The following is a 21,323-nucleotide window of genomic DNA, read 5'->3' on the forward strand; positions in this document are numbered from 1 at the left end:
TCATGCAACCGCAAACCCTCACCGGGCAGGCGTCGTTGGTGACGCCCAGCCGCAAGCGTTTTTTCATCATGGTGCTGCTGTTTATCACCGTGGTGATCAACTACCTCGACCGCAGCAACCTGTCGATCGCCGCCCCGGCGCTGACCAGTGAACTGGGGATCGACCCGATCCACGTCGGCCTGATTTTCTCCGCGTTCGGCTGGACCTACGCCGCGATGCAGATCCCCGGCGGCTGGCTGGTGGATCGCGTGCCACCACGCATTCTCTACAGCGTGGCATTGCTGTTGTGGTCGATTGCCACGGTGATGCTCGGTTTTGCCGCCAGCTTCATCGCGCTGTTCGTGCTGCGCATGGCCGTCGGCGCATTGGAAGCCCCGGCCTATCCGATCAACAGCCGCGTAGTCACCACCTGGTTCCCCGAGCGCGAACGCGCCACCGCCATCGGCTTCTACACCTCCGGGCAGTTTGTCGGGTTGGCGTTCCTGACGCCGGTTCTGGCCTGGCTGCAGCATGAGTTTGGCTGGCACATGGTGTTCGTCAGCACCGGTGTCGTCGGCATTATTTGGGCGGTGATTTGGTACGCGGTGTATCGCGAGCCACGGGATTTCAAGGGCGCCAACGAAGCGGAAATCGACTTGATCCGCGAGGGCGGCGGGTTGGTGGATATCCAGGCGGACACCGCCAAGGCCAAGGCCAAATTCAGTTGGACCGACCTCGGAATCGTCCTGAGCAAACGCAAGCTCTGGGGCATTTACCTCGGCCAGTTCTGCCTCAACTCGACGCTGTGGTTTTTCCTGACCTGGTTCCCGACCTACCTGGTGAAATATCGCGGCATGGACTTCATCAAGTCTGGTTTGCTCGCATCGTTGCCGTTTCTCGCGGCCTTCGTCGGTGTGCTGTGTTCCGGGTTCTTTTCCGATTTCCTGATCCGTCGTGGCTACACCGTCGGTTTCGCGCGCAAGCTGCCGATCATTGGTGGTCTGCTGATTTCCACCTCGATCATCGGCGCCAACTTCGTCGAATCGACGCCGCTGGTGATCGCCTTCCTCGCGTTGGCGTTCTTCGGTAACGGGCTCGCCTCGATCACCTGGTCGCTGGTGTCAACGTTGGCCCCGGCACGGTTGCTCGGGTTGACCGGCGGGGTGTTCAATTTCATCGGCAACCTGTCGGCGATTACCACACCGATCGTCATCGGTTTCCTCGCTACCGGCGATTCGTTTGCCCCGGCCATTACTTACATCGCGGTGCTGGCGCTGATCGGTGCATTGTCCTACGTGCTGCTGGTGGGCAAGGTCGAGCGTATCGAGTTGTAGTGGCAGCCGTCGGGCGACCATAATGCCGCCCGTTCCCTCGCTCAACGGTAAAGGCTGGATATGCAGGAAGACGCCCCAAAAATCGCCAAGGACGCCGCGCCGACCGGCACCCAGACACTGCTTCGCGGCCTGGGTGTGGTTCAGGCCGTGGCCAGTGGCGCCCGGGATCTCAAGGAAATCGCCCGGCTGATCGGCACCACGCGCAGCACCACCCATCGACTGGCCAGTTGCCTGGTGGACGAGCGTTACCTGCGGGTGGTGCCGCAAGTCGGCTATTTGCTGGGGCCGAAGTTGATCGAGTTGGGGTTCCAGGCGCGGGAAGAGTTGCCACTGGTGACCCTGGCCGGGCCGTATCTGGATGAGTTGTCGGCGCTGACCGGCGACACCATTCACCTGGCGATTCGTGAGGGCGACGAGGTGCTGTACCTGCACAAGAATCCGGGGCGCAATGGCCCGGAAATGCGTTCGCGGGTCGGCCATCGCATGCCGTTGGCGCGCACCGGGATCGGCAAGGCGCTGATGCTCGATGACACCCAGGAAGACTGGAAGCGGCTGTACGAAGTGAGCCTGCCGGCCGGTGGGAAAAGTCAGTTCTGGCCGCAGCACCCGGAGCAGTCCTGGGAGCAGTTTCAGCAGCGCATGCTCGAGTATGTGGCGGGGGGGTACGCGTTTGATCTGGAAGATAACGAACCGTCGATCCGTTGTGTCGCGGCGCCGATTCGAGATGCCAGCAAGCGCATCGTCGCCGGTATCAGCATCGCCAGCACCGTGCCGTACATGCCGCTGGAAAAAATGGCCGAGCTGATCCCCCTGATCAAAGGGGTCACGGCCCGGCTCTCTGCCGAACTCGGCGCTAAGGTCTGATCAGACCTTCAGCGTCGCCATGTCGATCACGAAGCGGTACTTCACGTCACCGGCAATCATGCGGGTGAACGCTTCGTTGATCTGATGGATGTTGAGCATTTCGATGTCGCAGGTGATGTTGTGCTCGGCGCAGAAATCCAGCACTTCCTGGGTTTCGGCAACGCCACCGATCAGCGAACCGGCCAGCACGCGGCGGCTCATCACCAGTTTGCCGGCGTGGACCGGTGGATCAACCGGCTCGATCAAACCCACCAGGATATGCACGCCGTCGAAGCGCAGGGTGTCGAGGTAGGGGTTGAGGTCGTGCTGCACCGGAATGGTGTCCAGCAGGAAGTCGAAATGCCCGGCGGCGGCCTTCATCTGTTCGGCATCGGTGGACACGATCACGTGGTCCGCGCCCTGGCGCCGCGCTTCTTCAGCCTTGCTCGCCGAGCGGGTGAACAACGTCACTTCCGCGCCCATGGCCTTGGCGAATTTGATGCCCATGTGGCCGAGGCCGCCCATGCCGAGGATCCCGACCTTGTCGCCAGCCTTAACACCGTAGTGCTTGAGCGGCGAGTAGGTGGTGATGCCGGCGCAGAGGATCGGCGCGGCGCTGGCCAGGTCGAGTTTTTCCGGGATGCGCACCACGAAGTGCTCGCTGACCACGATGCTGTCGGAGTAACCGCCCATGGTGTTGCTGCCATCGACCCGGTCCGGGGTGGCGTAGGTCATGGTCGGACCTTCGAGGCAGTATTGCTCAAGGTTCGATTGGCAGGCTTCGCAGCTGCGGCAGGAATCGACCATGCAGCCGACGCCGACCAGATCGCCGACTTTGTGCTTGGTCACGTTCGCACCGATGGCAGTAACTTTGCCGACGATCTCATGGCCGGGCATCAGCGGGTAAACGGCAATGCCCCATTCGTTGCGGGCCTGGTGGATGTCGGAATGGCAGACGCCGCAGTACAGAATGTCGATCGCAACGTCGTCGGCGCGCGGGCTGCGGCGTTCGAATTTCACGGGGGCGAGGGGAGTGGTGGCCGACTGGGCGGCGTATCCGATAGCGGTGTACATGAGAAACCTCGCAAAAGCAGTGACAGGTGAGGTGGGCCATTCTGGGGACCGAACCGGGTGTCGGCCATGGCGATTCCTCCGGGTGTCATGCCTAATCCTCCGGCATGTGCCTCGGATCGGTCGCATTGGCCATCAGACCTGCGATGATGCTTTCATCCCGATTTCCATGAAGTTTTCCCCATGTTGTTGACTCGTCATTTAGATGCCAATGCCACGCTGGTTTCACTGCTCCAGCCGCTGACCACCCGCGACGGTTTCGCCCCCACGGCGTTGCCGGGTGTGCAGGTGTTGCGCGCCAGTTGCGACGTGGCCCGTGGGCCGCAGATCTATGAGCCGAGCCTGGTGATCATTGTCCAGGGCAGCAAATTGGCGTACCTGGGGCCGCGAACCCTGGAATATGGCGCCGGGCATTATCTGATCCAGGCGTTGCCGGTGCCGTTCGAGTGCGAAACCTTTGCCGCGCCGGAGGGGCCGATGCTGGGGATTTCCATCGCCATCGATCGGATCCTGCTTGGTGAATTGGTGCTGGCCATGGGGCTGGTGTCGGGGCGCAGTATTGCGGCGCAGACGCTGGAATCCATGACCTCGACGGTGCTCGATGACGGCATGCGCGGTTGTGTGGAGCGGCTGCTGCGCTGCCTGCACGATCCGCTGGAATGCCAGATCATGGGCCAGGCGCGGGTGCGTGAATTATTGTTCGTGGCCTTGCGCGGTCCCCAGGCCGATGTGTTGCGGGCGTTGGTAGAGCAGCAAGGGCAGTTCGCGCGGATTGCCGCGTCGCTCAACCATTTACACGGGCATTTCACCGAGCCGTTGAATGTCGAGACGCTGGCCAGTTGCGCGAACATGAGCGCGTCGACCTTTCATGAGCATTTCAAGCGCAGCACGTTGTTGTCGCCGGTGCAGTATCTGAAGCGTTTGCGCTTGCTCAAGGCGCAGCAGTTGTTGCTGGCTGAAGGGTTGGGCGTGGCGCAGGTGGCGCATCGGGTGGGGTATCAGAGCACGTCGCAGTTCAGTCGTGAGTACAAGCGCTACTTTGAGCGTAATCCGGGGGATGAGCGCGCTGCCTGAAACACCGACAATCTTCTGTAGGAGCAAAGCTTGCTCGCGATAGCGGTCTGTCATTCGGCATTGTCGTTGCCTGGCATACCGCTATCGCGAGCAAGCTTTGCTCCTACATTTGGGTTGTGGTGATTCCTGAATCGTAGGCAACAAAAAGGCCCCCATTCGGGAGCCTCGATGTTCAGGCGTGCGGCTTACATGTTCGGGTAAGTCGGGCCGCCGGAGCCTTCCGGCGCCACCCAGGTGATGTTCTGTGCAGGGTCCTTGATGTCGCAGGTCTTGCAGTGAACGCAGTTCTGGGCGTTGATCTGGAAGCGCTTCTCGCCGTCTTCCTTGGTCACCACTTCGTACACGCCGGCCGGGCAGTAGCGCTGGGCAGGCTCATCGTACAGCGGCAGGTTCTTGCTGATCGGGATGCTCGGGTCGGTCAGCTTCAGGTGGCACGGCTGTTCTTCTTCGTGGTTGGTACCGGAGATGAACACCGAGCTGAGTTTGTCGAAGCTGAGCTTGCCGTCGGGTTTCGGGTAGTCGATCTTCTTGCAGTCCGCCGCGAGCTTCAGGCACGCGTAATCCGGCTTGGTGTCGTGCAGGGTGAACGGCAGTTTGCCGCCGAAGATGTTCTGGTCCAGCCAGTTGAAACCGCCGCCGACGATGGCACCGAATTTGTGGATCGCCGGGCCGAAGTTGCGGCTGGCGAACAGTTCGTCGTAGAGCCAGCTCTTCTTGAACGCATCGACGTAAGTGGTCAGCTCTTCGGTGCCGTCCTTCTCGGCAAACAACGCCTCGGCTACGGATTCAGCGGCGAGCATGCCGGACTTCATCGCGGTGTGGCTGCCTTTGATCTTGGCGAAGTTCAGGGTGCCGAGGTCGCAACCGATCAGCGCGCCGCCCTTGAACACCATTTTCGGCAGCGAGTTCAGGCCACCCTTGCAGATCGCGCGAGCGCCGTAGCTGATGCGCTTGCCGCCTTCCAGGTACTGCTTGAGCACCGGGTGATGCTTGAGGCGCTGGAACTCGTCGAACGGCGACAGGTAAGTGTTGCTGTAGGACAGATCGACGATCAGACCGACTACGACCTGGTTGTTTTCCAGGTGATAGAGGAACGAGCCACCGGTGTTCTCGGTGCCCATGATGTCCAGCGGCCAACCGGCGGTGTGGACCACCAGGCCTGGCTGATGCTTGGCCGGGTCGATTTCCCAGATTTCTTTCAGGCCGATGCCGTAGTGCTGGGCGTCGGCATCGCTGTCGAGGTTGAAGCGCTTGATCAGTTGCTTGCCGATGTGGCCACGGCAACCTTCGGCGAACAGCGTGTACTTGCCACGCAGCTCCATGCCTGGGGTGTACAGGCCTTCTTTCGGATGGCCTTCGCGGTCAACGCCCAGATCGCCGGTGATGATCCCGCGTACCACGCCGTTCTCGTCGAACAGCGCTTCCTGGGCGGCGAAGCCCGGGTAGATTTCCACGCCCAGGTTCTCGGCCTGCTGGGCGAGCCAGCGGCACAGGTTGCCCAGGGAGATGATGTAGTTGCCTTCGTTGTGCATGGTCTTGGGCACAAAGAGGTCGGGGATTTTCTGCGCGCTTTCAGCGTTCTTGAGAACGAAGATGTCATCGCGGGTGACCGGCGTGTTCAGCGGGGCGCCGAGTTCTTTCCAGTCCGGGAACAGTTCGTTCAGGGCGCGTGGTTCAAACACGGCACCAGACAGGATGTGAGCACCGACTTCGGAGCCTTTTTCGACCACGCAGACGCTGATTTCCTTACCGGCTTCGGCGGCCTTCTGCTTCAAGCGGCAGGCGGCGGAAAGACCAGCGGGGCCGGCACCGACGATGACCACGTCGAATTCCATGTATTCGCGTTCCACAGGTTATCTCCTACTCAAGGCTCAACAGTTTTTTTTTCTAATATTGGAGGTTTGGTGTCGCATCCATGAATCCCGGCGCAAGGCCGGAAGAGGACAATCGATGAACCACCTTTCTCTCTGGGTGGCGCATTATATCTACACCACTCCTAGCGTCCAATACAAACGTTTGTTTGAATTGGCTCAAAGCCAGAGAAATCCAAGTCACGCGGCTTATGACTGGCCATTTTGCCGTATTGACCGGAATAGGTGTTCCGGTCAAGATACGGGCGGTTTTGCGCTCGCCGTAGGCTGACTGTTGGTTTCAAGAGCACCTCTAAAGACAGGGCGATGGCAGTACAAGGTGATGCGTGGCGAGGATTCGGCGCGCAGTTTACACGCCGCGGTAATGAATGACTCATCGGTCACCACTGACGAACGGTCATCAGCAACGCGAGCCGTGTCACCCCGTTCAGATGCCAGCGTTTTTAGAGGTGCCCTTGCGCCCACGAGCATCAACCGCCAGGTTCGCCTAGGCGACTTTCTTTTCACCGGAGAGTAACGAGGAATCCATGAAGGTTCTTGTAGCTGTCAAACGCGTTGTGGATTACAACGTCAAGGTTCGCGTCAAGGCGGACAATTCCGGCGTCGACCTCGCTAACGTGAAGATGTCGATGAACCCATTCTGCGAGATCGCAGTGGAAGAAGCCGTACGCCTGAAAGAGAAAGGTGTTGCGACTGAAATCGTCGTCGTCTCGATCGGCCCGTCCACCGCACAAGAGCAACTGCGCACCGCGCTGGCTCTGGGTGCCGACCGCGCCATCCTCGTCGAATCCGCTGAAGATCTGACTTCCCTGGCCGTTGCCAAACTGTTGAAGGCTGTCGTCGACAAGGAACAGCCTCAGCTGGTGATCCTTGGCAAACAAGCCATCGACAGCGACAACAACCAGACTGGCCAGATGCTCGCTGCATTGAGCGGCTACGGTCAGGGCACCTTCGCTTCGAAAGTCGAAGTCACTGGCGACACCGTTGCCGTGACCCGCGAAATCGACGGCGGCGCGCAGACGGTTTCCCTGAAACTGCCGGCCATCGTCACCACCGACCTGCGTTTGAACGAGCCGCGTTACGCGTCCCTGCCAAACATCATGAAAGCCAAGAAGAAGCCTCTCGAAGTGCTGACTCCGGACGCTTTGGGCGTTTCCACCGCCTCCACCAACAAGACCGTGAAAGTCGAAGCGCCGGCTGCACGCAGCGCGGGCATCAAGGTCAAGTCGGTGGCTGAACTGGTCGAGAAACTGAAAAACGAAGCGAAGGTAATCTAAATGACTATCTTGGTTATTGCTGAACACGACAACAAAGTGCTGGCCCCGGCCACGCTGAACACCGTGGCTGCTGCTGTCAAAATCGGCGGCGACATCCACGTGCTGGTTGCAGGTCAGGGCGCTGGCGCCGTGGCTGAAGCCGCTGCGAAAATCGCCGGCGTGGCGAAAGTGCTGGTGGCCGACAACGCCGCCTACGCTCACCAACTGCCGGAAAACGTTGCTCCTCTGGTTGCAGAGTTGGGTAAAAGCTACAGCCACATCCTGGCTGCCGCGACGTCCAACGGCAAAAACATCCTGCCGCGCGTTGCTGCGCAGCTGGACGTTGACCAGATCTCCGAGATCATCTCGGTTGAAAGCGCTGACACCTTCAAGCGTCCGATCTACGCCGGTAACGCCATCGCTACCGTTCAATCGAATGCTGCGGTCAAAGTGATCACCGTGCGCGCCACCGGTTTCGACCCGGTTGCCGCTGAAGGTGGTTCGGCTGCTGTGGAAGCGGTTGCGGCTGCCCACGACGCTGGCACTTCGAGCTTCGTTGGCGAAGAACTGGCCAAGTCCGATCGTCCGGAACTGACCGCTGCCAAGATCGTCGTTTCCGGCGGTCGCGGCATGCAGAACGGCGACAACTTCAAACACCTGTACGCCCTGGCCGACAAGCTGGGCGCTGCCGTCGGTGCTTCCCGTGCCGCGGTCGACGCAGGTTTTGTACCCAACGACATGCAGGTCGGTCAGACCGGCAAGATCGTTGCTCCACAGCTGTACATCGCGGTCGGTATCTCCGGCGCGATCCAGCACCTGGCCGGCATGAAAGACTCCAAAGTGATCGTTGCGATCAACAAGGACGAAGAAGCGCCGATCTTCCAGGTGGCCGATTACGGCCTGGTGGCAGACCTGTTCGAAGCAATCCCTGAGTTCGAGAAGCTGGTCTAATCCAGCGGCCTGACTTATAAAGAGCCCGACCTTTTGGTCGGGCTTTTTTTTGTTCCGGATTTGAATGGGAGAGTGTTGCCATGGATTTGCGCCGCGTAGGTGGCTGGTCATTGCTGCTGGGGCTGACGCTGTTGCCAGGGCTCGCGAGCGCCGCTGGCAAATGCGAGCGCCTGGTGGTCACCGGCAGCCCGGATGCACCGCCGTACCTGTGGCAAGACCCGCAGAACCCCAAGCACCTGATCGGCGCCAGTGCCGATTTGTTGCAGCACGTGGCGGGGGAGCTGGGTATCAAGATCGAGATGCTTTACGCCGGCAAACGTGCCCAGGCCCTGGATGAAGTGCGCAGCGGGCGCATGGACATGCTGGCGGACGCGCCGTTGACGCTCAGCGAGCTGGAAACCCTGGATTACATCCATCCGCCGTTGCTGGAAAACGACTATCTGGTCTGGACCCGTAAAGACTCGACGCTGCCCTACAGCGAAGCCAAAGACCTGCACGGGCACACCGGCGCTGTGTCGGAAAAGTCTCGAATGACCCGGGAATTTGGCACTTTCGCCGAGCAGCAATTGACCCTCAGCCGTACACCAAACCTGACCCAGGCCTTTCAGAAATTGCTGCTGGGCGAGGTGGAATATGTACTCGCCGGGCGCTACTCGGGCATGGCGGCCGCGCAGGCATTGGGCATGGGCAACGACCTGCAAGCCTATCCGCAACCGGTCGACAGACCCGGCCTGTTCCTCGCGGTTTCCCATAACTCCGCCTGCAACGATCCGTGGTTGCGCGGACAGCTGGCCAAAAAGATGACAGAATTGCCCGCGTCCGGACTGACGGAAGCCGTGCTGCAACGCAACATCGAGCGCTGGAAAGCCCAGCAGCAACTGCAGCAACACCCCGCCAGTACCCCAAAACAGTAGGGATTTTTAGTGAGTATTCGACCTCTTTTCGCTGCCCTGGCCGTTCTGGCTCTGGCGGGTTGTGCAGCCGATCCTGCGCCGAATGAACAAATACGCCTGACCGAGCAGGCCCTCGTCCAAGCCAAGGCCGTTGGCGCCACCGCTGACGAAGTGCCTGAGTTGAAGCTGGCAGAAGACAAATTCTCCCGCGCCCAAGGTGACATGACCGACCAGTCCTACAAGCATGCCCGCATGCGCGCCGAACAGGCTGAACTGGATGCGCGTCTGGCCGAAGCCCGGGTCCTGACCCTCAAGAGCCAGGAGCAGTTGAACGTACTCAATACCCGCATCACTCGCCTGCGCAAGCAACTGGGAGATGCCCAATGAGCCTCAAGACCAAAGCACTCGGCGGTTTGCTCCTCGCAGGCTGCGTCAGCCTGTATGGCTGCGCCGGCCAGCACAGTGAGTCGGCGCTGCAAGAAGCCAGCGCCGACTTCCAGAAGGTCAAGGAAGATTCCAACGTGCTGCGCATTGCGCCGAAGGATGTGATCCGCGCCGGTGAGTCCCTGGCCCGCGCCGATCGTTTGTCCAGCTACTGGGGCAGCGGCTCGGATGTGGTGCATTACGCGTACCTGAGCCAGCGCTACAGCGAAATTGCCCGGGAACACACCAATCAGGTGCTCAACGAGGAGCAGGCGGCCAAGCTCGAACTGGAGCGCCAGCGCCTGCAACTGGCCCTGCGCGAGTCCAAGTTGCTCAGCGTGCAACAACAGGGCAAGTGGCTTGAAGAGCAGATCGTTGCACTGGCCACCACCCAGACCGATCGCGGACTGGTGATGACCCTGGGCGACGTACTGTTCGATACCGGTGAGGCGGAGTTGAAGAACTCGGCGAACCGTGTGGTGCTGAAAATTGTGCAGTTCCTGCAACTCAACCCGAAACGCGTGGTGCGGATCGAGGGCTACACCGACAGCACCGGCGGCAAGCAGGACAACCTCAAACTGTCCCGCGACCGCGCGCAATCGGTGGCCGACGTGTTGATGGACCTGGGTATCGAAGACAAACGCATCCAGGTCGAAGGCTATGGCGATGAATACCCGGTGGACGTCAACGCCACTGAGCGTGGTCGCGCACAGAACCGTCGAGTGGAAATTGTGTTCTCCGACGAAAAAGGCCAGCTCGGCGCCGCCCGATAGGGCAGCGTCTCTGGAAAACCCGGCCTGCCCGTCAGCGCCGGGTTTAATGAGATGGTCAGCCTGACCGAGAAGCCCTGCAGGTTTACGCTTGCAGGGCTTTTCTCGTTTTCGGCGGAGGATCTCTCATGAATACGATGACGCTTCTCGGTATCGACATTGGCAAACACAGTTTCCACCTGCATGGCCAGGATGCCAAAGGTCATCAGGTATTGCGCAAGAAAACCAACCGCGGCCAATTGCTCAGCACATTGGCGCAGGTACCGTCCTGTACGGTGGTAATGGAGTCCTGCGGCGGCGCCCATTGGCTGGCTCGACAGATTGGTGCATTGGGCCACGAGGTGAAGCTGATCGCCCCGCAGTACGTCAAACCATTCGTCAAAGGCAACAAAAACGACTTCATTGATGCCGAAGCGATTTGCGAGGCGGCGAGCCGCCCCGCGATGCGCTTCTGCTCGATCAAAACCGCAGAGCAACAAACGCTTTCAGCCCTGCATCGTGTCCGTAAATCTTTGATTGGCCAGCGAACCGTCGCGACCAACCAGATTCATGGCTTTCTGCTGGAGTTCGGGATCAGCCTGCCTATAGGTGCCGCTGCGTTGCACCGCGTGCCGGCGCTGTTGGACGACCCGCAGCACCCGGTTCCGTTGCGCCTAAAGAGCGTAGTGATGCGTCTCCATCATCAAATTCAACAGCTGAATGATGAAATCAAGGACATCGAGTCCGATCTGAAGCAGCAGCTGAAAGAAGACGATGCCGGGAGTCGTTTGCAGAGTATTCCTGGCATCGGCCCGATCACCGCCAGCGCGGTATTGGCGGATGTGGGCGATGCGTCGAACTATCGAAGTGGACGCGATTTTGACGCTTCGCTAGGGCTGGTGCCGAGGCAGTATTCGACGGGCGGAAAAACAGTACTACTGGGGATCAGCAAGCGCGGCGACAAGCACATCCGCCAACTGCTGGTGCAGGGCGCGCGATCCATCATGCAGCATATCGATAAGCGGGAAGACGCCTTGGGGCCCTGGGTTCGAGAGCTGCTGACGCGTCGCCACTCCAATGTTGTCGCGTGCGCGCTGGCGAACAAACTGGCGCGCATCGTGTGGGCGGTACTGGCCAAAGGCGGCCAGTACGACCCACATCCGAACGCTTGAACAGCTTTACCACCGGCTTTTGCGACGTCACTGACTGATGACAGTAAACGGCAAACGGCCCGACTGAGAACCTGGCATAAAAATCAGCTTTAGAGGCTGAGGGTTTTTTCAGGACAGTCGGGAGCGGCTACTCATCGAGGGCCGAGCGTTGTTACAGCAACGCTCACAACGAGCCCGGATACATTAGCGCAAGCCAGCTTTACCGAAAACAGCCCATGAGGTTGCAGGAGATGGGCTGACCATACATTTTTACGCCTGCCAATCGCTTCACAAAGCAGTACAGATTTTGCTGACACTGCACTGTACGGTCGACTATTGTGGCAACTGTCCCCGTACACTTCTAAACTGTTCCGGTATTGTTTCACACAAGAATAAAATGCCCGTGAAATCGAGTGCTGCGTCATGACCAATCTCTTGCTCTACCAACGTATTGCTCAGCAACTGGCCGAGGACATCCGTCGTGGTGTCTATCAACCGGGGGAGCGCGTGCCTTCGGTGCGCAAGATGAGCTCGCAGCTCAACGTCAGCCATGCGACGGTGTTGCAGGCGTACGCCAACCTTGAGGACCAGGGCCTGATTCGCGCCCGGCCGCAGTCCGGTTACTACGTGCACCAGACTCCCGCCCTGACCGCGCCGACCCCGGACATTGCCCGGGTCGAACGGCCCGGCCTGGTCACCCGCAGCAGCATCATCCAGCAAGTGCTGGTCGAATCCCGCCGCGAAGGCGTGTTCCCGCTGGGTGCGGCGGTGCCGAGCGTCGACTATTTGCCGGTGCGGGCGCTGCATCAGCAATTGGCCAAGGTCACTCGCTTCCATAGCCCACGGGCCTTCAGCTACATGTTCAGCCCGGGTTTTGAACCTTTGCGCCGTCAGGTGGCGATTCGCATGCGCGATGCCGGCGTGGTGGTCGATCCGTCCGAAGTGGTGATCACCCACGGTTGCGTCGATGCCTTGCAGATGTCGCTTCGCGTATTGACCCGGCCGGGCGACCTGATCGCCGCCGAGTCGCCGACCTATTATGGGCTGCTGCAACTGGCCGACCTGCTCGGCCTCAAAGTTATCGAGATCCCCAGCGATCCCGCCACCGGCATGAGCCTCGAAGCGCTGCAACTGGCCGCCAACCAATGGTCGATCAAGGCGCTGGTGCTGACCACCCGCCTGAGCAATCCATTGGGCGGCACCATGCCCGAAGAGCGCCAGAAACAACTACTGCGCCTGGCCTCGGATTTCGACATCCAGATCGTCGAAGACGATATCTACGGCGAGCTGATGTTCGAGCAGGGTCGGACCAAAGCGCTCAAGGCCTACGACCGGCTCGACCGGGTGATCTATTGCTCGAGTTTCTCCAAGACCCTGTCGCCGGGCGTGCGGATCGGCTGGATGATCGCCGGTAAATATCAGCAGGAAATCCAGCGTCTGCAAACGTTCAGCACCCATTCGGCGTGTAGCGTCACGCAGATGGGCATCGCGGCGTACCTGGAAAACGGCGGCTACGACCGGCATTTACGTTTCATCCGTCAGGAGTACCGCAAAAACCTCAGCGCCTTCCAGTTGGCGGTGCAACAGTATTTCCCCGAAGGCACGCAGATGAGCCGGCCAACCGGTGGCTTTATTCTGTGGGTCAGTCTGCCGGGGCGGGTCAACACTCAGGAATTGCATGTGCGAGCCTTGCAGCAAGGCATCAGCATCGCCCCGGGCCTGATCTTCAGTAACACCGAGCAGTTCAATCACTGCATTCGACTGAACTGTGGCACGCCCTGGAACCGTGAAGCCGAGCGGGCATTGATGACGCTGGGCATGCTGGCGACCCAGCTCTGCCAGGAGACGGCCAACGGTTTTTGACCCCACGGGCAGGTCATCTGCTGCCCGTGCTTGTCATGTCGCTCCCAACAGGCGAGCATATGGCCCTCTGCCGTTAGTGCCGTTGGGTCCATGAAAACGATTTTTTCTGCTGCCTGGCTGTCGATCTGCCTGTTGGTGACTGCGTTTCCGGTCGGTGTCATGGCCGCTGCCGCCCAGGATAAACCGGCTGCCAGTAGTACCCAGGTAACTCCGAAGAAACCGGTTGTGACCAAAAAAGCGACGCCTGCTAAAAAGAAGGCCGCACCGATCAAAAAACGTCCCCCCATTGCCTCCAAATCCAAATCGGCCAGTGAAGTGGTCAAGACCACTCAACTGCCACCGGCCACGCTCGACTTGAGCTTGCCCAAGCAAATGGTCGAAGAGCTCAAGCCCAAAGGGACTGTGCCATTGCCCAAACACGATGGGGTATTGCCACAAATGTTCGGTGACAAGACCAGTGACTTCCAACTCAACGGCCGTCTGCTGAGCAACGAAATGCAGCTGCAACTGCGCAACGAAGAGCGTCGTGATGTTGAAGGCGCGGCGCTGGAATTCGAGTTCAAGCGTTAAATTATTCCCATCGGTGAGCCGCGGGCCAGACACTTCGTCGGAGACTGGTCGGTCACGTTCGCTTGAGCACAAAAACTGCGGGCCAGGTAATTTTAAACAGTCGTTTTAGCGGGTACTCTGTGCCACGTCCCTTTTACACATTGCCCGTCGCGAGGTGTTTGTCGTCATGAAATGCCGTGAAGGCTGTGGCGCCTGCTGTATTGCCCCTTCCATCAGTTCACCGATTCCCGGCATGCCGCAAGGCAAACCTGCCGGAGAACGTTGCGTGCAACTGTCTGTCGAAAACCTGTGCAATATTTTCGGCCAGGCCGAACGTCCGGCTGTCTGCTCGGCTTTCGAAGCCGATGCCGAGGTCTGCGGAAACAGCAGTGAAGAAGCCATCCGGCTGCTTGGCTGGTGGGAGCAAATGACGGCGGCGTGATGTGTTCAAGAATGGAACTTCAACAATAAGGAATAAGACTATGGGTTCGCTGCATCGTATGGCTGTGCTGTGTGGTTTGACGGTTGTGCTGGCCACCACGGCCGCTCACGCTGAAGACTGGAAAGTCGCCAAAAACGAAGACGGCATCAAGGTGTCCCTGAGTGAAGTGGCGGGTTCCGATTACAAGGCCTACCAGGGCGTCACCCTGATGAAGACGACCATCGCCAAGTTGCGCGCGTTGCAGGAAGACGTGGCGGGCGCCTGCTCGTGGATTCATGAGTGCAAAGCCCAGAAGCTGCTCAAACACGAAGGCGATCAGAGCTGGACCTACACTCAGTTCAACACCCCTTGGCCCGTCACTCCGCGTGATTCGGTACTGCACGTCACCACGGTCGAAGGCTCCGACGGCAGCCTGACCCGCAAACTCGAAGGCGTACCCAAATACATTCCTGAGGAAAAAGGCTTCGTCCGGGTCGCCAAAGTCGACGGCTTCTGGAAGTTCGTACCCAAGGGTGACCAGGTCGAAGTGACCTACCAGGTGCACACTGAGCCGGGTGGCAGCGTGCCGTCGATGGTGGCCAACAAGTTCGTGGTCGACGCACCGTTCAACACCCTGAAAGCCCTGAAAGAACGCGCCGAGAAGTAACCGCGCCGCTCTTTCGATAACGCCCCGACTGGTTCGGGGCGTTTTTCGTTGGGGGGAATGCAGCGGCTTTATTGTGTTTCCGGATATGCGTTGTACGAAATTTTCACAAAGTGTCCAAGACAATTCGCCCGCGCCAACATTGCGGACAGTAATCAATGGCAATGCCGCGAGTGATCGTGCAACATTTGCGCTCCGCGCAAGCCCCGGGGCCAAGTAGTGGCCAACAGAGGGCAGGGCGCAGCTGTATTTTTGCAACTTCAACTTCCAATGGGTCCTAAAACGACATGGCAAACCCGGACGCCCTGAATCAGCAGCGAGCTTCTAGTCGCCTGCTGCAACCGACCGTCAAATCGCATCTGGCCTACACGCTACTGTGTGCCCTGGTCATGATGGTCATGTTCAGCCTGCTGCGCGTTGCGCTGCTGGTTTACAACCGCGCGATGATCCTCGACACACCGGCTTCGACTTTCCTCGAAGCGTTCGCCAACGGCCTGCGTTTCGACCTGCGCCTGGTGGTCTACCTCATTATTCCGTTGCTGCTGGCCTTGTTCAGCGCCCGGGCCATGGCGGCCCGCGGGTTCTTCCGCCTCTGGCTGACCATTGCTTCAAGCATCGCGCTGTTCCTCGGCCTGATGGAGATGGACTTCTACCGTGAATTCCACCAGCGCCTCAACGGCCTGGTCTTCCAGTATGTGAAGGAAGACCCGAAAACCGTGATGAGCATGCTCTGGTACGGTTTCCCGGTGGTTCGCTATCTGCTGGCCTGGGCCGTGGGCACCTTGATCCTGACCCTGGCATTCAAGGGCGCCGACCGCGCCACCCGTCCTCGCGGCCCGTTCAGCGGTGGCAGCATCGGCACGCGCCAGATCGCCCCGTGGTATGCGCGCATCGCGGTGTTCGTGGTGTGCCTGCTGGTGTGCGTGGTCGCCGCCCGTGGCACCCTGCGTCAAGGCCCGCCGCTGCGTTGGGGTGACGTCTACACCACCGACTCCAACTTCGCCAACCAGTTGGGCCTCAACGGCACGCTGTCGCTGATTGCCGCCGGCAAGGCGCGGATGTCCGAAGAGCGCGACAACATCTGGAAAGCCACGCTGCCACAGCCTCTGGCCCAGCAGACCGTGCGCGACATGTTGCTGACGCCGAGTGACAAACTGGTCGATGCCGACATCGCAGCAGTGCGCCGCAACTACACGCCGGACGCCAATAAGACCCTGCCGATCAAGAACGTCGTGGTCATCCTGATGGAAAGCTTCGCCGGTCACTCGGTGGGCGCCCTGGGTCGTCCGGGCAACATCACGCCCGCCTTCGACAAGTTGTCGAAAGAAGGCCTGTTGTTCGATCGCTTTTTCTCCAATGGCACCCATACCCACCAGGGCATGTTCGCCACCATGGCCTGCTTCCCGAACCTGCCGGGTTTCGAATACCTGATGCAGACCCCGGAAGGCAGCCACAAACTGTCCGGCCTGCCGCAACTGCTCAGTACCCGTAACTATGACGATGTGTACGTCTACAACGGCGACTTCGCCTGGGACAACCAGTCGGGCTTCTTCAGCAACCAGGGCATGACCAACTTCATCGGGCGTAATGACTTCGTCAACCCGGTGTTCTCCGACCCGACCTGGGGTGTGTCCGACCAGGACATGTTCAACCGTGGCCTGGAAGAACTGAAGGCACGCGATGGCAAGGACAAAAAACCGTTCTATGCCTTGCTGCAAACCCTGTCCAACCACACGCCGTACGCCTTGCCGACACCCTTGCCGGTCGAACGCGTGACCGATCGCGGCAGCCTGAACGAACACTTGACCGCCATGCGCTACTCCGACTGGGCGCTGGGTCAGTTCTTCGAGAAGGCGCGTAAAGAGCCTTACTTCAATGAAACCCTGTTCGTGGTGGTGGGCGACCATGGTTTCGGCGACGAGCAGCAAATCACTGAAATGGACCTGGGCCGCTTCAACGTGCCGATGCTGATGATTGCGCCGGGCATCCAGGAGAAATTCGGTCAGCGTGACCACACCGTGGGCACTCAGATCGACATCGTGCCGACCATCATGGGCCGCGTCGGTGGCGACGTGATTCACCAATGCTGGGGTCGCGACCTGCTGAACCTGCCGGAAGGCGATAAAGGTTTCGGCGTGATCAAGCCTTCGGGCAGCGATCAGACCGTCGCATTGCTGACCGCCGACCGTGTGCTGGTGCTGCCAAAAGAGATGCCGCCGAAGCTGTATCAGTACGAACTGGGCGCTAACCCGAAAGGGGTGGTGATTCCAGAGTCGGCTGACGAAGCGGCACTCAAGCAGAAACTTGAGTCGTTCCTGCAAACCGCGACCAAGAGCCTGCTGGATAACACCGCCGGCGTGGTGAACGGCAAGCCGGACTAACGTTTGACGCAATAAAAAAGAGGCCCTTTTTCAAGGGCCTCTTTTTTTTGGTCGGGTTAAATCTTTATATCTTGCCGAGCAAGAGCAGAATCAACAGCACTACCAACACGACGCCGAGGATACCCGATGGCCCATAACCCCAACTTCTTGAGTGCGGGAAGACTGGCAAACCACCGACCAGCAGCAGGATCAGGATAACGATAAGAATTGTGCCCATGTCTATTTCCTTGTTGGAAGTGTTCTGAATGACCTAACGTTTTAACTATCAGCCGGAATGCGATAAATCCGAACTGCTTAACAACTCCGACTTGTGCAACTGAAAGAAAATTCAAAGTTTTTTAATGTTTTTTGGAAAGAAGGTTTATTTCTTTTTTGCGTTTTGTTGTTAGTTGGTCAGTTAAACCGTGTCATCGTTTTTCGCGGGCAAGCCTTGCTCCTACGGGGAACGCGGCGCTCTTCTTGTAGGAGCAAGGCTTGCCCGCGAAGGCCGCGACTCGGTTTCACGCCATGCCCCGGTTTGCGCAGACCATTCAGCAATCTGATGGAGCGTGGGTCGGGCAATATCCTTCGCTACACTCGGCGCATCTTCCCCAGAACAACAAGGCTGTTTGCTATGCAAAATCGCATGATGATCACTGGCGCAGGCTCAGGCCTGGGTCGCGAAATCGCGCTGCGTTGGGCCCGCGAAGGCTGGCAACTGGCCTTGTCGGATGTCAGCGAGCCCGGCTTGCAAGAAACGTTGAAACGGGTTCGCGAAGCCGGCGGCGACGGTTTTATCCAGCGTTGCGATGTGCGTGATTACAGCCAGCTGACGGCGTTTGCCCAGGCTTGCGAAGAGCGGCTCGGTGGCATCGATGTCATCGTCAACAATGCCGGGGTCGCCTCAGGTGGATTCTTCAGTGAGCTGTCCCTGGAAGACTGGGACTGGCAGATCGCGATCAACCTGATGGGCGTAGTCAAAGGCTGCAAGGCCTTCCTGCCGTTGTTGGAAAAGAGCAAAGGCAAGATCATCAACATCGCGTCGATGGCCGCGCTGATGCAGGGGCCGGCCATGAGCAACTACAACGTGGCCAAGGCCGGTGTGGTGGCGCTCTCTGAAAGCTTGCTGATCGAATTGGCCCAGCAGGAAGTCGGGGTCCACGTGGTCTGCCCGTCGTTCTTCCAGACCAACTTGCTGGATTCCTTCCGTGGCCCGACCCCGGCCATGAAAGCCCAGGTCGGCAAGTTGCTGGAAAGCTCACCGATCACCGCCACCGACATTGCCGACTACATCTACACGCAAGTGGCCGCCGGCGAATTCATGATCCTGCCCCACGAACAGGGACGCATGGCGTGGGCGCTCAAGCAGAAAAACCCGCAACTGCTCTACAACGAAATGACCGTCATGGCCGACAAAATGCGCGCCAAGGCCAAACAAACCGCCGGCTGATCTTGCCCGCTGGCACCCGCGTCGTTAGGGTGGCCGCCATCGGTCATCCAAACGAGACGCCTGCATGCTCAATTACCTGTGGTTTTTTCTCGCCGCACTGTTCGAAATCGCCGGTTGCTTCGCCTTCTGGATGTGGTTGCGCCAGGGCAAAAGTGCCCTGTGGGTCATCCCGGCGCTGCTGAGCCTGACCCTGTTCGCCTTGCTGCTGACCCGGGTCGAAGCCACGTACGCCGGCCGCGCCTATGCCGCCTACGGTGGCATCTACATCATTGCGTCGATTGGCTGGCTGGCGGTGATCGAGCGGATTCGTCCGCTGGGCTCGGACTGGATCGGCGTGGCGCTGTGCGTGATTGGCGCGTCTGTCATCCTTTTCGGCCCACGTTTCTCCGCGTCCTGAAGGATCGGTCCTTCATTTCACGGTGTTTGTAGGAGTTGTCTGAGGGTTGCGACGTCCTGGGCTGTAGGGCAGGACTGATTTGCCCGCAACGCATTGAAGCCCAAGTACGCGCGGGGCATCTTCAGGGGCCGGTAACTCTGAAGGACGAATGCCATGCTTGTACTCAGTCGCGTTGTTGGCGAGTTGATTTCCATCGGTGACAACATTTCCGTACGCATTCTGGCGGTCAACGGCGGCAGCGTGCGCTTCGGCGTCGAAGCCCCCCAAGACGTCAATGTGCATCGGGCCGAAGTCTACGAACGCATCCAGATCAAACGGGCGAAAAGCAAAGGACGTTAGGCGATCAGTCGAACAGGTGCTTGGGCACGTCGTGCTTGAGCATCAACTGGCATTGCTCGCTGTCCGGGTCGAAAACGATCAGTGCCTGGCCCTTGGTCAGTGCCTGGCGAACGCGCAATACGCGGGTTTCCAGCGGCGTGTCGTCGCCGTTGTCGGTGCCGTCGCGGGTCACGAAATCCTCGATCAGGCGGGTCAGGGTGTCGACTTCAAGTTGGTCGTAAGGGATCAGCATAGGCACCTCGGCTAAAACAATGGCGCGATGCTACGGCGAATGAAGTTTTGCGGCTAGCCTGAGCTCTTCATTGCCTGATCTGACGCCATCGCGGGCACGCCTTGCTCCTACAGGTTTTGTGTCGTGCCCGGATATCGAGGTCAACACAAGACCTGTAGGAGCAAGGCTTGCCCGCGAAGGCGATTGTTCAAACACCGCAGGACTTAGCTGTCGTTGCGCTGCCCAACCAGACTGTCCACCGACGGCACCCGCGTGTCGCTTTCCATCTGCGTGTCATGTTCGATCTGATGACTGAACCGGTCCAGTGAACCCTTGGCCGGCTGTGCATCGCTGGCAAATACCGGCGGGCTCAGGATATACGCGCCGAGCAAGCGACTGAGCGCCGCCAGGCTGTCGATGTGCGTCCGTTCATAGCCGTGGGTCGCGTCGCAACCAAACGCCAGCAGCGCGGTGCGGATGTCGTGCCCGGCGGTGACCGCCGAATGGGCGTCGCTGAAGTAATAGCGGAACAAGTCGCGGCGCACTGGCAATTCATTGTCACTGGCCAGCCGCAGCAGATGCCGCGACAGGTGATAGTCATACGGCCCGCCGGAATCCTGCATCGCCACGCTGACCGCGTGTTCGCTGGAATGCTGGCCCGGGGCAACCGGCGCAATGTCGATGCCGACGAATTCGCTGACATCCCACGGCAACGCGGCCGCCGCGCCACTGCCGGTTTCTTCGGTAATGGTGAACAGCGGATGACAATCGATCATCAGCTCTTCGCCGCTGTCGACAATGGCTTTCATCGCCGCCAACAGTGCAGCCACCCCGGCCTTGTCATCGAGGTGACGAGCGCTGATATGGCCGCTTTCGGTGAACTCCGGCAACGGGTCGAAAGCAACGAAATCGCCGACACTGATCCCCAGGGAATCGCAATCGGCGCGGGTGGCGCAGTAGGCATCCAGGCGCAACTCGACGTGATCCCAACTGATCGGCATCTCATCCACAGCGGTGTTGAACGCGTGCCCGGAGGCCATCAACGGCAACACGCTGCCACGGATCACGCCGTTGTCGGTAAACAGGCTGACCCGGCTGCCCTCGGCAAACCGGCTGGACCAGCAGCCGACCGGGGCCAGGGTCAGGCGCCCGTTGTCCTTTATCGCGCGCACGGCTGCGCCGATGGTGTCCAAGTGCGCGGACACCGCGCGATCGGGGCTGTTCTTCTTGCCCTTGAGGGTGGCGCGAATGGTGCCGCGCCGGGTCATCTCGAACGGAATGCCCAGCTCTTCGAGCCGCTCGGCGACGTAACGCACGATGGTGTCGGTGAACCCGGTCGGGCTGGGAATGGCGAGCATCTCCAGCAGGACTTTTTGCAGGTAGTTGAGGTCCGGTTCGGGGATTTTGCTGGTCATGGAAACTCCTGATGAGGTGACGACTGATCGTTCCTACGCTCTGCGTGGGAATGCAGCCA

Annotated in this window: 22 protein-coding genes; 17 read left to right on the forward strand and 5 right to left on the reverse strand. The window is 59.7% G+C overall.

Features of this window, described 5'->3' with window-relative positions; translation table 11 throughout:
- Positions 1 to 2 precede the first annotated feature (2 nt).
- Together FQ192_RS19515 and FQ192_RS19520 are read left to right on the forward strand one after the other, a co-directional pair.
- The gene (locus FQ192_RS19515) at positions 3 to 1,313 is read left to right on the forward strand and encodes an MFS transporter (protein ID WP_149660020.1); all 1,311 of its coding nucleotides are present in this window, start codon (positions 3 to 5) and stop codon (positions 1,311 to 1,313) included.
- 60 nt (positions 1,314 to 1,373) lie between these two features.
- Positions 1,374 to 2,177, forward strand: a complete 804-nt coding sequence (locus tag FQ192_RS19520) for an IclR family transcriptional regulator (protein WP_149660021.1) — start codon at positions 1,374 to 1,376, stop codon at positions 2,175 to 2,177.
- On the opposite strand, the gene FQ192_RS19525 is transcribed toward FQ192_RS19520, so the two are convergent.
- Positions 2,178 to 3,230 carry an NAD(P)-dependent alcohol dehydrogenase gene (locus tag FQ192_RS19525; RefSeq protein WP_149660022.1) on the reverse strand — a complete coding sequence of 351 codons (1,053 nt, stop codon included), beginning with the start codon at positions 3,228 to 3,230 and terminating at the stop codon, positions 2,178 to 2,180. It lies immediately after the preceding gene.
- A 180-nt stretch (positions 3,231 to 3,410) separates the two neighbouring features.
- On the opposite strand from FQ192_RS19525, the gene FQ192_RS19530 reads away from it, so the two are divergent.
- On the forward strand, positions 3,411 to 4,301 hold the full coding sequence (locus FQ192_RS19530) for an AraC family transcriptional regulator (protein ID WP_149660023.1): 891 nt from the start codon (positions 3,411 to 3,413) through the stop codon (positions 4,299 to 4,301).
- Positions 4,302 to 4,486: 185 nt separating this feature from the next.
- Here FQ192_RS19530 and FQ192_RS19535 read toward each other — a convergent pair whose 3' ends face one another.
- Positions 4,487 to 6,151 (reverse strand): electron transfer flavoprotein-ubiquinone oxidoreductase, encoded by a 1,665-nt coding sequence (locus FQ192_RS19535; RefSeq protein WP_149660024.1) that lies wholly within the window; start codon positions 6,149 to 6,151, stop codon positions 4,487 to 4,489.
- Between the two features lie 548 nt (positions 6,152 to 6,699).
- On the opposite strand from FQ192_RS19535, the gene FQ192_RS19540 reads away from it, so the two are divergent.
- From FQ192_RS19540 to FQ192_RS19590, 11 genes are all read left to right on the forward strand, one after another.
- Complete coding sequence (locus tag FQ192_RS19540; protein WP_123406900.1) at positions 6,700 to 7,449, forward strand: electron transfer flavoprotein subunit beta/FixA family protein; 750 nt, start codon at positions 6,700 to 6,702, stop codon at positions 7,447 to 7,449.
- Complete coding sequence (locus tag FQ192_RS19545) at positions 7,450 to 8,379, forward strand: electron transfer flavoprotein subunit alpha/FixB family protein (RefSeq protein WP_149660025.1); 930 nt, start codon at positions 7,450 to 7,452, stop codon at positions 8,377 to 8,379.
- An 80-nt stretch (positions 8,380 to 8,459) separates the two neighbouring features.
- A complete protein-coding gene (locus FQ192_RS19550) occupies positions 8,460 to 9,293 on the forward strand; it encodes an ABC transporter substrate-binding protein (RefSeq protein WP_149660026.1) in 834 nt (277 codons plus the stop codon).
- 9 nt (positions 9,294 to 9,302) lie between these two features.
- Positions 9,303 to 9,659 (forward strand): DUF4398 domain-containing protein, encoded by a 357-nt coding sequence (locus tag FQ192_RS19555; protein WP_149660027.1) that lies wholly within the window; start codon positions 9,303 to 9,305, stop codon positions 9,657 to 9,659.
- Entirely contained in the window at positions 9,656 to 10,468 is an 813-nt protein-coding gene (locus FQ192_RS19560; RefSeq protein WP_149660028.1) for an OmpA family protein, read from the forward strand. The genes FQ192_RS19555 and FQ192_RS19560 overlap by 4 nt, the downstream gene beginning before the upstream one ends.
- A gap of 125 nt (positions 10,469 to 10,593) precedes the next feature.
- Entirely contained in the window at positions 10,594 to 11,616 is a 1,023-nt protein-coding gene (locus tag FQ192_RS19565; protein ID WP_149660029.1) for an IS110 family transposase, read from the forward strand.
- Between the two features lie 402 nt (positions 11,617 to 12,018).
- Positions 12,019 to 13,458: a PLP-dependent aminotransferase family protein gene (locus tag FQ192_RS19570; protein ID WP_149660030.1), complete on the forward strand. Its 1,440-nt coding sequence runs from the start codon at positions 12,019 to 12,021 to the stop codon at positions 13,456 to 13,458.
- A gap of 90 nt (positions 13,459 to 13,548) precedes the next feature.
- On the forward strand, positions 13,549 to 14,028 hold the full coding sequence (locus FQ192_RS19575) for a translation initiation factor 2 (RefSeq protein WP_149660031.1): 480 nt from the start codon (positions 13,549 to 13,551) through the stop codon (positions 14,026 to 14,028).
- A gap of 166 nt (positions 14,029 to 14,194) precedes the next feature.
- The gene (locus tag FQ192_RS19580) at positions 14,195 to 14,449 is read left to right on the forward strand and encodes a YkgJ family cysteine cluster protein (RefSeq protein WP_149660032.1); all 255 of its coding nucleotides are present in this window, start codon (positions 14,195 to 14,197) and stop codon (positions 14,447 to 14,449) included.
- Positions 14,450 to 14,489: 40 nt separating this feature from the next.
- On the forward strand, positions 14,490 to 15,095 hold the full coding sequence (locus FQ192_RS19585; RefSeq protein WP_149660033.1) for an START domain-containing protein: 606 nt from the start codon (positions 14,490 to 14,492) through the stop codon (positions 15,093 to 15,095).
- Between the two features lie 284 nt (positions 15,096 to 15,379).
- Positions 15,380 to 17,473 carry an LTA synthase family protein gene (locus FQ192_RS19590; protein ID WP_149660034.1) on the forward strand — a complete coding sequence of 698 codons (2,094 nt, stop codon included), beginning with the start codon at positions 15,380 to 15,382 and terminating at the stop codon, positions 17,471 to 17,473.
- 64 nt (positions 17,474 to 17,537) lie between these two features.
- On the opposite strand, the gene FQ192_RS19595 is transcribed toward FQ192_RS19590, so the two are convergent.
- Complete coding sequence (locus FQ192_RS19595) at positions 17,538 to 17,696, reverse strand: DUF3309 family protein (protein ID WP_178129173.1); 159 nt, start codon at positions 17,694 to 17,696, stop codon at positions 17,538 to 17,540.
- 390 nt (positions 17,697 to 18,086) lie between these two features.
- On the opposite strand from FQ192_RS19595, the gene FQ192_RS19600 reads away from it, so the two are divergent.
- The 3 genes from FQ192_RS19600 (at position 18,087) to csrA (ending at position 19,638) form a co-directional block, all read left to right on the forward strand.
- On the forward strand, positions 18,087 to 18,902 hold the full coding sequence (locus tag FQ192_RS19600) for an SDR family oxidoreductase (RefSeq protein ID WP_149660036.1): 816 nt from the start codon (positions 18,087 to 18,089) through the stop codon (positions 18,900 to 18,902).
- A gap of 64 nt (positions 18,903 to 18,966) precedes the next feature.
- On the forward strand, positions 18,967 to 19,299 hold the full coding sequence (locus FQ192_RS19605; RefSeq protein WP_149660037.1) for a YnfA family protein: 333 nt from the start codon (positions 18,967 to 18,969) through the stop codon (positions 19,297 to 19,299).
- A gap of 153 nt (positions 19,300 to 19,452) precedes the next feature.
- Complete coding sequence (gene csrA, locus FQ192_RS19610; RefSeq protein WP_133838340.1) at positions 19,453 to 19,638, forward strand: carbon storage regulator CsrA; 186 nt, start codon at positions 19,453 to 19,455, stop codon at positions 19,636 to 19,638.
- 4 nt (positions 19,639 to 19,642) lie between these two features.
- On the opposite strand, the gene FQ192_RS19615 is transcribed toward csrA, so the two are convergent.
- The gene (locus tag FQ192_RS19615) at positions 19,643 to 19,870 is read right to left on the reverse strand and encodes a YheU family protein (protein ID WP_010461751.1); all 228 of its coding nucleotides are present in this window, start codon (positions 19,868 to 19,870) and stop codon (positions 19,643 to 19,645) included.
- A 203-nt stretch (positions 19,871 to 20,073) separates the two neighbouring features.
- On the reverse strand, positions 20,074 to 21,264 hold the full coding sequence (locus tag FQ192_RS19620) for an osmoprotectant NAGGN system M42 family peptidase (protein ID WP_149660038.1): 1,191 nt from the start codon (positions 21,262 to 21,264) through the stop codon (positions 20,074 to 20,076).
- Positions 21,265 to 21,323 lie beyond the last annotated feature (59 nt).

Origin of the sequence: Pseudomonas sp. ANT_J12 (genome assembly GCF_008370045.1) — a bacterium.
GTDB lineage: Bacteria > Pseudomonadota > Gammaproteobacteria > Pseudomonadales > Pseudomonadaceae > Aquipseudomonas.